The organism is Vibrio cincinnatiensis (genome assembly GCF_022113815.1).
GTDB classification, from domain to species: domain Bacteria; phylum Pseudomonadota; class Gammaproteobacteria; order Enterobacterales; family Vibrionaceae; genus Vibrio; species Vibrio cincinnatiensis_A.
Genome location: NZ_SGOM01000007.1, coordinates 89,669 through 102,809, shown reverse-complemented (window position 1 = coordinate 102,809; position 13,141 = coordinate 89,669). Strand labels below are relative to the sequence as shown.

At 43.9% G+C, this 13,141-nt stretch carries 15 protein-coding genes; 9 read left to right on the top strand and 6 right to left on the bottom strand.

Translation table 11 applies throughout. The features are described 5' to 3' along the window. Positions 1-96 precede the first annotated feature (96 nt). Together EXA13_RS10555 and EXA13_RS10550 are read right to left on the bottom strand one after the other, a co-directional pair. Positions 97-414, bottom strand: a complete 318-nt coding sequence (locus tag EXA13_RS10555) for a universal stress protein (RefSeq protein ID WP_238133149.1) — start codon at positions 412-414, stop codon at positions 97-99. Further along, positions 366-1,037, bottom strand: a complete 672-nt coding sequence (locus EXA13_RS10550; RefSeq protein WP_238133148.1) for a universal stress protein — start codon at positions 1,035-1,037, stop codon at positions 366-368. The genes EXA13_RS10555 and EXA13_RS10550 overlap by 49 nt, the downstream gene beginning before the upstream one ends. 149 nt (positions 1,038-1,186) lie before the next feature. On the opposite strand from EXA13_RS10550, the gene sfsA reads away from it, so the two are divergent. The 7 genes from sfsA to panC all read left to right on the top strand — a co-directional run bounded on the left by sfsA (position 1,187) and on the right by panC (position 7,188). Next, a complete protein-coding gene (gene sfsA / locus EXA13_RS10545; RefSeq protein ID WP_238133147.1) occupies positions 1,187-1,930 on the top strand; it encodes a DNA/RNA nuclease SfsA in 744 nt (247 codons plus the stop codon). A gap of 136 nt (positions 1,931-2,066) precedes the next feature. Next, the gene (gene dksA / locus EXA13_RS10540) at positions 2,067-2,513 is read left to right on the top strand and encodes an RNA polymerase-binding protein DksA (protein ID WP_238133146.1); all 447 of its coding nucleotides are present in this window, start codon (positions 2,067-2,069) and stop codon (positions 2,511-2,513) included. A gap of 130 nt (positions 2,514-2,643) precedes the next feature. Then, on the top strand, positions 2,644-3,513 hold the full coding sequence (gene gluQRS / locus EXA13_RS10535) for a tRNA glutamyl-Q(34) synthetase GluQRS (protein WP_238133145.1): 870 nt from the start codon (positions 2,644-2,646) through the stop codon (positions 3,511-3,513). Between the two features lie 111 nt (positions 3,514-3,624). Next, positions 3,625-4,998, top strand: coding sequence for a polynucleotide adenylyltransferase PcnB (gene pcnB, locus EXA13_RS10530; RefSeq protein WP_238133144.1), 1,374 nt, complete (start codon positions 3,625-3,627; stop codon positions 4,996-4,998). Further along, positions 4,995-5,504: a 2-amino-4-hydroxy-6-hydroxymethyldihydropteridine diphosphokinase gene (folK, locus tag EXA13_RS10525; RefSeq protein WP_238133143.1), complete on the top strand. Its 510-nt coding sequence runs from the start codon at positions 4,995-4,997 to the stop codon at positions 5,502-5,504. Before pcnB ends, folK begins: the two co-directional genes overlap by 4 nt. Continuing rightward, on the top strand, positions 5,501-6,295 hold the full coding sequence (gene panB / locus EXA13_RS10520) for a 3-methyl-2-oxobutanoate hydroxymethyltransferase (protein ID WP_238133142.1): 795 nt from the start codon (positions 5,501-5,503) through the stop codon (positions 6,293-6,295). The genes folK and panB overlap by 4 nt, the downstream gene beginning before the upstream one ends. 11 nt (positions 6,296-6,306) lie before the next feature. After that, entirely contained in the window at positions 6,307-7,188 is an 882-nt protein-coding gene (gene panC / locus EXA13_RS10515; protein ID WP_238133141.1) for a pantoate--beta-alanine ligase, read from the top strand. Between the two features lie 131 nt (positions 7,189-7,319). Here panC and EXA13_RS10510 read toward each other — a convergent pair whose 3' ends face one another. Further along, positions 7,320-8,090, bottom strand: coding sequence for an ABC transporter permease (locus EXA13_RS10510; protein WP_238133140.1), 771 nt, complete (start codon positions 8,088-8,090; stop codon positions 7,320-7,322). After that, entirely contained in the window at positions 8,090-9,013 is a 924-nt protein-coding gene (locus EXA13_RS10505) for an ABC transporter ATP-binding protein (protein ID WP_238133139.1), read from the bottom strand. The genes EXA13_RS10510 and EXA13_RS10505 overlap by 1 nt, the downstream gene beginning before the upstream one ends. 330 nt (positions 9,014-9,343) lie before the next feature. Here EXA13_RS10505 and can point away from each other — a divergent pair, with 330 nt between their 5' ends. Beyond that, positions 9,344-10,012: a carbonate dehydratase gene (gene can, locus EXA13_RS10500; protein ID WP_238133138.1), complete on the top strand. Its 669-nt coding sequence runs from the start codon at positions 9,344-9,346 to the stop codon at positions 10,010-10,012. Between the two features lie 77 nt (positions 10,013-10,089). Here the strand turns inward: can and hpt are convergent, their stop codons facing one another. Then, on the bottom strand, positions 10,090-10,620 hold the full coding sequence (gene hpt / locus EXA13_RS10495) for a hypoxanthine phosphoribosyltransferase (protein ID WP_238133137.1): 531 nt from the start codon (positions 10,618-10,620) through the stop codon (positions 10,090-10,092). Positions 10,621-10,981: 361 nt separating this feature from the next. Between hpt and EXA13_RS10490 the strand changes: the two genes are divergently transcribed. Next, entirely contained in the window at positions 10,982-11,614 is a 633-nt protein-coding gene (locus tag EXA13_RS10490; protein WP_238133136.1) for a LuxR/HapR/OpaR family quorum-sensing transcriptional regulator, read from the top strand. Positions 11,615-11,677: 63 nt separating this feature from the next. On the opposite strand, the gene lpdA is transcribed toward EXA13_RS10490, so the two are convergent. Continuing rightward, entirely contained in the window at positions 11,678-13,105 is a 1,428-nt protein-coding gene (lpdA, locus tag EXA13_RS10485) for a dihydrolipoyl dehydrogenase (RefSeq protein ID WP_238133135.1), read from the bottom strand. Positions 13,106-13,141 lie beyond the last annotated feature (36 nt).

Genomic DNA, 13,141 nt, shown 5'->3' with positions numbered 1-13,141 from the left:
TGTACATAAGAAGCTTAGGGAATAAATAGCCTCACGTTCCTTATCAAATAAAAGATCCACACTATTTGCGCCGCAAGAAGCTCGCCCACAAACGATTTAACTTGAATAGGGAGGCTCTAGCGTAACTGGTGTTTCAAAGTGATCCGGTTTTAAGGCCAAAACAGAACAATTTAACTGACTGATGATCTCTTCTGAGGTATTGCCAATTAACATGCCGCTGATTCCGGTGCGAGAAAGCGTCCCCATCACCACCAAATCAATCTCATGAGCGGCGATTAAAGGAGGAAGAACATCTACGGGTTTTCCTTGTGGCAAATGCACTTGTGTCTGAGCGAACCCTTCTGTTTGTGATACCAAAGGCTGAATCAGTTGCTCAATCTGCTGATAGCGACGCTGCTGCTCTCCTTGCCACATCCGAGCTTCACTTTCTTTGTTTTCCGCCCCCAAATGCTGGCAAAACCGGCATAAGGGATATCCCAAGCATTCGCAACGTGTAGTTGAGCAAACTCTCCTAATGCAAGCTGAAAGGCCATCTGGCAAATTTTGTTATTAAGATGGTTCTGTTGCTCAAACACCCCAAAGTCAACGGTCGCAAGAATATTTTTATACCCAGATAAGGGCAGGTTCGGTTTGGTCAATAACAGAGGACACGGACACTTTCTCAACAGATGAATATCATTACTTCCAAATAAACTGTCTGACCAATGCGGGTTTTCGGCTTCCTTAATGACTAAATCGACCTGTTCTCTTAATGCTGCACGAATCACTTCTAGATACAACTTGCCCATCACTAAATGAACTTGCACAGAGGGATCCAGTGCCAAGTGTTGACATTGTCGGGTAATCTTGTCTCTTTGAAAGACAAGGATGCTGTGCTCAATTTCATCCAATTTACCAAAATCATGGTTATCTTTTTCTAGCACATAAATAATGGATAACTTGGCTTGTGAATTCGAGGCTAAATGGGCGGCATGAGCTAAAGCTTGTTCATCAGCCTGCTCAGTACAGACATACAAAATATGATTAAAAGGATACATAATGCCCTCCTGCTCAGGCCTGTATATCACTCTCCATTACCTTGTACCTTGCGTCTATTTTTGTCCAGCATCTCGGTTCAGGATTGTGGAACAATCCGCGATATTATGGTTAAACTCCCTCTTATTCTTCTTAGTCACAGGCCGACCCGATGCAGTTTATTCCTCCACTGAAAAAAGCACTATTAATTCAGCGTTATAAGCGTTTTCTTGCTGATATTACATTAAGTAACGGAGATCAATGCACCATTCACTGTGCCAACACCGGAGCCATGACTGGATGTGCCGAAGTAGGAAGCACCGTCTGGTATTCCACTTCCGATAACCCTAAACGTAAATATCCTCATAGCTGGGAGTTGACAGAAACCACCGCCGGACATCGTATTTGTGTCAATACCACCCGCGCAAATGCCTTAGCCGTTGAGGCCATTCACAGTGGGACGATAAAAGAATTACAAGGCTATGAACAGCTACTCACAGAAGTGAAATATGGCCAAGAAAATAGCCGAATTGATATCTTGCTCACCGCACCACAACGACCCAATTGCTATATAGAAGTGAAAAGTGTCACCTTGCTGGACGGGCATTCTTTCACGAACAATGGGCTCGAATCATCCATGGGCCAAGGCTATTTTCCCGATACGGTCACCACTCGAGGTCAAAAACATTTACGTGAATTGGCAGAAATGGCGAAAAATGGAAGCAGAGCCGTACTTTTATTTGCTGTTTTACATTCAGGGATTGAAAAAGTCTCTGCTGCTCACCATATAGACGCGAACTATTCACAATTATTAACAATGGCTCAAGAAGCGGGCGTAGAAGTACTGTGTTACAAAGCACAACTTTCAGAGCAAGAAATCCGTTTAATATCACCAATAGAATTTGTACATCCATAGTAAAAAAATGATGTCACCTTCACATTGACGATAACTTTACGATTCAGTGTTTGCCTCGCCCACTTCTTTTTGCTATAGATACCCGCCTTAAATTAACTGCTCTCGCAGTTGACTAGGTGTTAGTAGGAGATGCTGTATGCCAGAATCCAAAAAGAAAACGCTAGGCATCCTAGCCATTGCAGGTGTTGAGCCGTATCAAGAGAAAGCCGGTGAAGAGTATATGTCACCGGATCAGATCGCTCATTTTACAAAAATCTTAGAAGCTTGGCGTAACCAGCTTAGGGAAGAGGTCGATCGTACGGTCCACCACATGCAGGATGAAGCGGCAAACTTTCCCGATCCCGTGGATCGCGCATCTCAGGAAGAAGAATTCAGCCTGGAACTGCGTAACCGAGATCGTGAACGCCGTTTAATCAAGAAAATTGAAAAAACGCTCGATAAGATCAAAGAAGACGATTTCGGCTTTTGCGAATCTTGTGGCGTGGAAATCGGTGTTCGTCGCTTAGAGGCCCGTCCAACGGCTGATTTGTGTATCGATTGTAAAACACTGGCTGAAATCAAAGAAAAACAGATGATGGGTTAACCTCTTCTGTGAGGATGGTCAATAATAAAAAGGGAGCAAAATGCTCCCTTTTTGCTTGTATTACAGGCTACAATCCCTGCGCTTTCGATGAGTTAGCCCTATCTTTTCATTGAATTTGATTGTGACAACTATGAATTATCTTGGTCGTTTTGCCCCATCACCATCTGGCCCATTGCATTTTGGCTCACTGATTGCAGCACTAGGCAGTTACTTTCAGGCGCGCAGCCAACAAGGTCAATGGATTGTACGTATTGAAGATCTCGATCCCCCCAGAGAAATGCCCGGTTCCGCACAATGGATTTTACAAGCGTTAGAGGCTTATGGTTTACACTGGGATGGCGAAGTGGTTTATCAGAGTCAACGCCATGAACTTTATCAAACCCAAATAGAGACATGGTTACAATCGGGACAAGCTTACTATTGTCAGTGCTCTCGTAAAGAGGTAAAACAGGCAGGAGGCTACTACCTTGGCACGTGTCGCCATTTAGCGCTAGATAAAACGCCATCGAGTGCGATTCGTTTGCGAATGGATCACCCCGTCTACTCATTCATCGATTTGAAACAGGGAAAAATTACGATTCCCCATGCCTTAGCGGAAGAAGATTTCATTATCAAAAGACGGGATGGACTGTTTGCTTATAACCTTGCGGTCGTGATTGATGACATTCAGCAAGGCGTCACACAAGTGGTACGTGGAGCAGATTTGATTGAACCTACGGGGCGGCAAATCAGCCTATATCACAGTTTGCAACAAAAGCCGGTTAGCTACTTACATTTACCATTGGCGATGGATAACAACGGAAATAAACTTTCCAAACAAAACCATGCAACGGCCATTAATATTGACCAGCCAAAACCGACATTAATTCGGGCAATGACGTTTTTAGGCTTTGATATACCAAAAGATTTTATGGATGCTCGACTCGAAGAAATGATCACTTGGGGCAGCCAGAACTGGCAGATAGAACAATTGCCAGAAGAGACAGAGATCACACCGTGATTCTCAAAAGGCGCTGTGTACGCTATTATTAGCCGAAATTTCGGCCCATTTAAGCCAGAAAAGGTGCACCACAACGCTTGAATAGCCAACACCAATCATTGTCAGATGCACATGAATAATAATGAACTAGAACCACGCGAACCTCACGGTTATCCTGAGTTAGCGCTCAATATCATCACTCGCCAAGAGCACAATATCTCTCGGCAGTCGATCAGTGAAAATGCACTCAAAGTCTTGTATCGGTTACATGGTGCAGGCTTTGAAGCTTATTTAGTGGGAGGCGGCGTCAGAGACTTATTACTCGGCGCCACTCCAAAAGATTTTGATATCGCCACCAATGCGACACCAGAGCAGATTCGTCAGCTCTTTCGCAACTGCCGCTTGATCGGACGTCGTTTCCGTCTTGCTCATATTATGTTTGGACGCGATATTGTTGAAGTCGCCACCTTCCGTGGGCACCATCAAGAAACCAACCAACATATCGCGGCTCAATCAGAGGCAGGCATGTTACTGCGCGATAATGTCTATGGCACCATTGATGAAGATGCTGAACGTCGTGATTTCACCATCAACGCCATGTATTACAGCATCGCAGATTACAGTATCCATGACTATGCTGGGGGGATGGAAGATCTTGAAGATAAACTGGTTCGCCTTATTGGTGATCCTGAAATACGTTATCGAGAAGATCCTGTCCGAATGTTACGAGCGATCCGATTCGCCGTTAAGCTAGACTTTGATATCGAAGAAGATACCGCAGCCCCTATTGAACAATTAGCACCGCTGTTACGAGATATTCCATCAGCTCGTCTCTATGAAGAGTCATTGAAAATGCTACAAACTGGTTATGGGTTAGAAACCTATCACCTGATGAGAGAGTACAATTTGTTCCAACAACTCTTCCCACAGGTAGCCGAGCATTTTACGGATGATGATTCCTCATTAACGGAACAAATGCTGGATTTAGCTCTAGATTCTACCGATATCCGTATTGAAGAAGGGAAACGAATTAACCCGGCCTTTATGTTTGCCGCCTTCTTCTGGTATCCGATGATTAAGCTGGCCGAACAGATAATGGAAACGCATCAATATAATTTCTACGATGCTGTGATGGAAGCCAGCAATAAGATCCTCGATCAAGTGGTAAAATCCATTGCGATTCCACGTCGTCATACCACAACGATTCGCGAAATTTGGCAAATGCAGCTTCGCTTGCCACGCCGTACCGGTAAACGAGCATTCCGACTACTTGAATTAAATAAATTCCGAGCTGGATTCGATTTTCTGGAAATGCGGGGAGAAATTGAAGGTGGAGAGGTCAAACAGCTAGCGAATTGGTGGCAGACTTTCCAAAATGCTGGACGCAATATGCGCCAAGCCATGGTCGCTGACCTAGGTAACAGTACTGAAAGTAATAAATCAGGGCCTCGCCGACGTAAACCTTCAAATCGGAAACGGAAACCGAAAGGTAAAAGCGAATCATGATCACCGCTTATATCGCTATCGGTAGCAATATTGGTGATCCGGTAAGTCAAGCTAAGCAAGCCATTGAGGCTTTAAAAACACTGCCTCAATCCCAATTTATTGTCGCATCATCGTTGTACTCCAGTACACCGATGGGGCCACAAGATCAGCCCGATTACATCAACGCCGTTGTGGCCATAAAAACACAATTAAGCCCACTTGAATTGCTCGATTGCACTCAAACCATTGAACAACAGCAAGGGCGTGAACGTAAAGCTGAGCGCTGGGGACCTAGAACGCTCGATTTAGACATTGTGCTCTATGGACAGGAAGTGGTGGATTGTGAGCGATTAACCGTACCACATTATGGTATGAGTGTTCGTGAATTTGTCCTTTATCCACTGTATGAAATAGCCCCGAATTTACAGCTTCCCGATGGAACTAAGCTTAGTGATCTACTGAGCCAAGTAGCACGTAATGGGCTTAGTATTTGGCCGTCGCCAACGGCAAGTAAGGATATCGAATGAAAAAAATCACCATTAATGATCTGATGAAGTGGAAACAGGAAGGCCACAAATTTCCAACGTCGACCGCTTATGATGCAAGTTTTGCCCAACTGTTTGAAAGCCAAGAAATGCCCGTGTTATTAGTCGGTGACTCACTGGGGATGGTTCTACAAGGCAAAAGTGACACGCTCCCCGTCACAGTAGATGAGATAGCCTATCATACGCGCTGCGTTCGTGCAGGTAGCCCCAATTGCCTATTAATGGCAGACATGCCCTTTATGAGCTATGCAACCCCAGAGCAAGCCTGTGAGCAAGCGGCTACCTTAATTCGGGCCGGTGCCAATATGGTAAAAATTGAAGGGGGAGACTGGCTGGTCGATACGGTAAAAATGCTCACTGAACGGGCGGTTCCTGTTTGTGCTCACCTAGGCCTGACCCCTCAATCTGTCAATATTTTTGGTGGTTATAAAATCCAAGGCCGCGAACAAGATAAAGCCGATCGCATGGTTAAAGATGCGATCGCCCTACAAGAAGCCGGGGCCCAAGTGATATTACTGGAATGTGTCCCCGCAAGCCTTGCAAATCGAATCACTGAATTGCTGGATGTTCCTGTCATTGGTATTGGTGCAGGAAATGGAACAGACGGACAAATTTTGGTTATGCACGATATGTTTGGTATTTCGGCCAACTACATGCCAAAATTCTCGAAAGATTTTCTCGCAGAAACCGGTGATATGCGCCAAGCCGTTGCTAAATATATGGCTGATGTCACCAGCGGCGCATTCCCTGATGATGCACACACTATTGCCTAAAGGAGTACTCCATGCAGACTTTTGCTGATATTTCAGCTCTTCGTGAGCAGATCAAACAGTATAAGCGTGATGGTCGCCAAGTGGCTTTTGTTCCGACAATGGGCAATTTACACGAAGGTCATTTGACCCTAGTCCGTAAAGCACGCGAGCTAGCTGACATCGTTGTGGTCAGTATTTTCGTCAATCCGATGCAGTTTGATCGAGCAGATGATCTCAATAACTACCCGCGTACACTGGATGAAGATCTGAACAAATTAAACAGTGAAGGGGTTGATCTCGTCTTTACGCCCACCCCAGATGTGATGTATCCCCATGGATTAGATAAACAAACGTTTGTCGAAGTTCCAGGACTTTCGCATATGCTTGAAGGGGCATCTCGCCCAGGCCATTTCCGCGGCGTTGCCACCATTGTTAGCAAACTATTTAATATTGTGCAGCCCAATATCGCCTGCTTTGGCGAGAAAGATTTCCAACAATTGGCGATCATTCGCCAGATGGTGAACGATCTCTGTTTAGATATTAATATTGTTGGTGTCGCGACAGTCCGAGAAATGGATGGGCTAGCCATGAGCTCTCGCAACAATTTACTGACCATAGATGAACGTCAGCGCGCCCCCGTTCTCGCAAGAACCATGCGTTGGATGAGTAGTGCTATCCGGGGAGGACGTGATGATTACGCCTCTATTATTGAGGATGCGGTTGATCAGTTACGCGCTGCAGATATTGAACCGGATGAAATTTTTATCCGAGATGCGCAAACATTGCAACCCATCAGTAGCGAGAGTAAACAAGCGGTTATTTTGATTGCGGCTCACTTAGGTAAAGTCCGTCTAATTGATAACCAAGTTCTTGATCTCTCCGGCGACAGCAAAGAGAGTTCTGAAGAAGAATAGTTCGACACTTTCCCCGCAAATACAAAATGGTCATTCTCACTGTTGTGGGAATGACCATTTTATTAAGAGCACATGCATAACAGAAAGAAGCGATGTCAATAGAATAGTCCCATCACTCCACAGTTCAGCGTTTAACTGCGTAACCCTTTTCCTTTCGTAACCAGATAATGCGCAATGGCATAAAGCATCACAACAAAGATCCCCAGTACACTGAATGACGTCACAATATCCACATCAGACACACCCAAGAATCCATATCGAAACGCATTAACCATATAAACTATAGGGTTTATTTTCGAAACACCTTGCCAGAAATCGGGTAATAAACTGATCGAATAAAACACACCACCTAAGTAGGTCAGCGGTGTTAGGACAAAGGTCGGAATAATGGAAATATCATCAAATGTTTTGGCAAAAACGGCATTGATTAAACCGCCCAGAGCAAAAACCACCGAGGTTAAAAAGACCGTTGCACAAATGATTCCCCAATGCTCCACACTTAAATTCACAAATAAGAGTGAAACCGTTGTGACTAATGCCCCAACCAATAAACCTCGAGTCACGCCCCCCATCACATACCCAGCGATAATAACGTAATTGGGAACGGGGGCGACCAAGAGTTCTTCAATATTTTTTTGAAACTTAGCACTAAAAAAAGAAGACGCCACGTTGGAGTACGAGTTGGTGATCACCGACATCATAATCAAACCGGGTACAATATATTCCATGTAGCTAAAACCATTCATCTGCCCGATCCGAGAACCGATCAAGTTGCCAAAAATCACAAAATATAAGCTCATGGTGATCACTGGCGGAACTAACGTCTGAACCCAAATCCGTGTAAAACGTGTAATTTCTTTACGCAGCAAGCTACAAAAAGCGGTCCAATAGATTGAATACATTACGCTTTCCCCTGACTTTGATCACGAACGATGCTAACAAATAACTCTTCTAAACGGTTTGCCTTGTTACGCATAGAAAGAACGTTGATCCCCTGTTGAGTCAATTGTGTAAAGACAGCGTTCAGCCCTTGGCTTTTTTCTAGCTCAATCTCTAATGACCCATCAACAATCTGCTGAGAAATCACATCGTTCAGTGGCTGTAATAGACGTTCGTCATCAATATCCAGAATAAAGGTTTCTACACTTAGCTTACTCAGCAACCCTTTCATTGTAGTATTTTCGATTAGCTCCCCCCGATTAATGATGCCAATATGACGACAGAGCATCTCAGCTTCTTCAAGATAGTGAGTTGTTAGAATGATGGTAATCCCCTGCTGGTTGATCTGCTTTAAAAATGCCCACATTGAGCGGCGCAACTCAATATCAACACCCGCAGTCGGTTCATCAAGAATCAACAGTTGTGGCTCATGCATTAAGGCACGAGCTATCATCAACCGGCGTTTCATCCCCCCAGAAAGGTTACGAGCCCGCTCTTTACGCTTATCCCAGAGATCTAACTGAGTCAGATAGGTTTTTGCTCGCTCTTTCGCTAGCGACTTTGACACCCCATAATAGCCCGCTTGCTGCATCACAATCTGTTCAACCGTTTCAAAAGGATTGAAGTTAAACTCTTGCGGCACTAAACCTAAATGTTGTTTGGCTTGTTCAAGATGGGTATCGATATTGTGACCAAAAACTTTTACCTGACCGGAGGTTTTATTCACTAAGGAGGAAATAATACCAATGGTGGTGGATTTACCTGCGCCATTAGGGCCAAGTAAAGCGTAAAAGTCTCCCTTTTTAACGGTTAAACTGACCCCTTTCAGCGCCTCAAAACCACCTTGATAGGTTTTACGCAACTGATCGATTTCTAATGCATACATAATGGTGGCAAACTCTTACAGTGATAACTTGATAGATGTGCTGCTTAGCCACTGTATTTTCAACCCTTGAATACAAATATATCCATTTATAATGCCGTCAAAAAACATTACATCAAACCAATCTATCAACCAAGCAAACGCATTGACCAAGGCAATGTACCTTACATAAAAATCTACCTATAATGTGTTTCGGTTCTCATACTTCTCAACAATATCTTGCAAAAAATTGACTTACATTAACTGCTCAGATGAGTAGGCTGTTAACACTTTTTTCAGAGAATCACGTAATGACATTGTGTATAGTTGGCTCAATCAATAAAGGGAACTAAGATGCCAGAACTTAAACAGCTTTTTGAAAATAATTCACGTTGGTCAGAATCGATCAAATCAGAACGACCAGAATACTTTGCCAAACTCGCTAAAGGGCAAAATCCTGATTTTTTGTGGATTGGTTGCTCAGATAGCCGAGTACCAGCAGAAAGGCTTACTGGGCTTTATTCGGGAGAATTATTTGTTCACCGAAACGTTGCTAACCAAGTGATCCATACAGATTTAAACTGCTTATCCGTCGTTCAGTATGCAGTGGATGTGCTTAAGGTAAAACACATTATTATTTGTGGCCATTATGGTTGTGGTGGTGTGACTGCAGCGATAGATAACCCCCAATTAGGCCTCATCAATAACTGGCTGCTACATATTCGAGATCTCTACTTTAAACACCGCGCCTACTTAGAAAAAATGCCAGAGAAAGATCGTTCCGATAAACTGGCAGAACTCAATGTTGCCGAACAAATGTATAATTTGGGTAATTCAACGATTATGCAAAATGCTTGGCAGCGTGGGCAGGATGTGGAACTGCATGGTGTTGTTTATGGTATTGAAGATGGAAAATTAGAATATCTCGGTCTTCGCTGTGACTCTCAAGAGTTGGTAGATGAAAGCTACCGTAATGCTTTAGAGAAGATCCTCAACCCACAACATACACTCTTGTGCCGTTAAACAAGATAACGTTGTGCTCTTGAGTTCAAAAAACACAATGCCCACTTTCGTGGGCATTGTGTTATCGAAATAAGCCACTATTCCTGAGGGATCACTTTGCCTATAAAAGGTAAATGGCGGTATTTTTGTGCGTAATCAATCCCTACGCCAACCACAAATTCATCAGGGATTTCAAAACCAACCCATTGAACATCGACATTTACTTCACGACGAGAAGGCTTATCAAGCAAAGTACAAATATTGATTGATTTAGGTTCACGCAGAGACAAAAAGTCTTTCACTTTATTAAGCGTATTTCCGGTATCAATAATATCCTCTACCAGCAAGACATCCTTACCTTTAATATCATCATCCAGATCTTTTAATATTCTGACATCTCGGGAGCTTTCCATACTATTCCCATAGCTAGAGGCCGTCATAAAATCCACTTGATGAGTCAACGAAATGGCCCGTGCCAGATCCGCCATAAAGACAAAGGAGCCACGTAAAAGACCGACCAGAACGAGGTCTTCGCTGCCTTGATAATATTCGGTAATTTGTTGACCTAACTCACGAATTCTTTCCTGAACCTCTTGTTCAGAAATCATTACTTCAACTGTATGTTTCATACCTATCTCGTTGGTTAGAGCGATACACCTCTAAAAAGTGGCACATCGCCAAATTGTTCGGCGCGTATAGTACCATTGCACACGGTGAGTGTTAACCTTTGTACGCCACAAGATCTTACGAGAAAAGTGTCAGAAAAGCAGCCATCATTCTACTCTACTCCCTACAACACTGTATTTCCGAACCATCAAGAGAACGTTTTAAAAATGAAACAGCCCCCTCTCCGTGGCGATTATTTAAACAGAACATATTGACCTGACACATATGCACCATTACACTCATAGCGTTTTTCAAACAACTTATAAAAAAATCATTAGCGTAACAAAAAACGCAACAACTCCGTCAAGTGGCAAGGATATAACTATGGACGCATCAATTGAGAAACGCCCCAGAACGAGGCTTTCTCCACAAAAACGTAAACAACAACTCATGGACATCGCACTGGAAGTGTTTGCCAAACGAGGAATTGGACGTGGAGGACACGCGGATATTGCCGATATCGCCCAAGTCTCTGTGGCCACCGTATTTAACTACTTTCCAACCCGTGAAGATCTAGTGGATGATGTTTTAATCTTTGTGGTTCGCCAATTCTCAAATTTTCTAACCGATCATATCGACCTTGAGATCGATGCCAAAGAAAACATGCATAGCATAGCTTCAGCAATGGTTAACCTTGCTATCGATGACTGCCATTGGTTAAAAGTGTGGTTCGAATGGAGCGCCTCAACCCGAGACGAAGTCTGGCCTCTATTTGTGTCGAGCAATAAAACCAATCAGCTACTGGTTCGAAATGTTTTTGTGAAAGCTATCGAGCGTGGCGAAGTCTGTGCTCAACTTGATGCAGAAAATTTGGCCATGCTGTTCCACGGAATTTGCTATTCTCTCTTCGTTCAGGCTAACCGAGTTCGAGATGAGCAGAAAGTTTGCAAGTTAGTAAGCAATTATTTAGATATGCTGTGTATCTATAACCGAGAGCATTTATCTGTCGCTTCTTAACGCTTTATTTTCAAATAAAAAAGCCGCTTAATCATCAGCGGCTTTTCCTTTCTCTGGTATCAATTACTTTTTCTTTTTCGCTTTCGCGTTCGGTAAATCAGTAATCGTTCCTTCAAAAACTTCAGCGGCAAGGCCAACAGACTCATGCAATGTTGGGTGAGCATGAATGGTCAGTGCGATATCTTCGGCATCACATCCCATCTCAATGGCTAAGCCAATTTCACCCAGTAGTTCACCACCATTGGTTCCGACAATCGCCCCACCAATCACACGATGAGTCTCTTTATCAAAGATAAGCTTAGTCATACCATCAGCACAATCAGAGGCAATGGCACGCCCTGACGCTGCCCATGGGAAGGTGGCCACTTCATAGCTAATACCTTCAGCTTTCGCTTCTTTTTCTGTCTTACCCACCCAAGCGACTTCTGGCTCAGTATAGGCGATAGAAGGAATCACTTTTGGATCGAAGTAATGTTTCTTACCTGCGATAACTTCAGCGGCAACGTGGCCTTCGTGCACACCTTTGTGCGCCAACATAGGCTGGCCGACAATATCACCAATCGCAAAAATATGAGGAATATTGGTACGCATCTGCTTATCAACATGAATAAAACCACGTTCATCCACTTCTAAGCCCGCTTTCTCTGCATCCATCAATTTACCGTTAGGAACACGGCCAATCGCAACTAACACCGCATCATAGCGTTCCGCTTCTTCCGGTGCTTTTTTACCTTCCATCGAGACGTAAATACCATCTTCTTTCGCTTCAACGGCGGTGACTTTGGTTTCTAGCATCAAGTTGAATTTATTTTGGATACGTTTGGTATAGACTTTAACAATGTCTTTATCTGCGGCAGGGATCACTTGGTCAAACATTTCAACCACATCAATCTGTGAACCAAGAGCGTGATAAACCGTCCCCATTTCTAGACCGATGATTCCCCCACCCATGATCAGCAGTTTTCCAGGGACTTCTTTCAGTTCCAGCGCATCGGTTGAATCCCAAATACGAGGATCTTCATGTGGAATAAAAGGCAATTTAATTGGGCGAGAACCCGCGGCAATGATGGCGTTGTCAAAGTTAACGACGGTTGTCCCCTCTTCACCTTCCACTTCAATGCTATTGGGGCCAGTAAATTTGCCAAAACCGTTAACCACATTCACTTTACGCATCTTAGCCATACCGCCAAGACCGCCCGTTAATTGGTTAATCACTTTCTCTTTCCATAAACGAATTTTATCGATATCCGTTTGTGGCTCGCCAAAGACAATGCCGTGTTCCGCAAGCGCTTTGGCTTCTTCTATCACTTTCGCAACATGAAGTAGGGCTTTTGAAGGGATACACCCAACATTGAGACACACGCCGCCAAGCGTGTTGTAACGTTCGATAAGTACGGTATCCAGACCTAAATCGGCACAGCGGAAAGCTGCGGAGTAACCAGCAGGACCGGCACCAAGTACAACAACTTGGGCTTTAATTTCTTTGCTCATTTCGACCTCTTATAGTCAATATCCCTAACAGGCTAA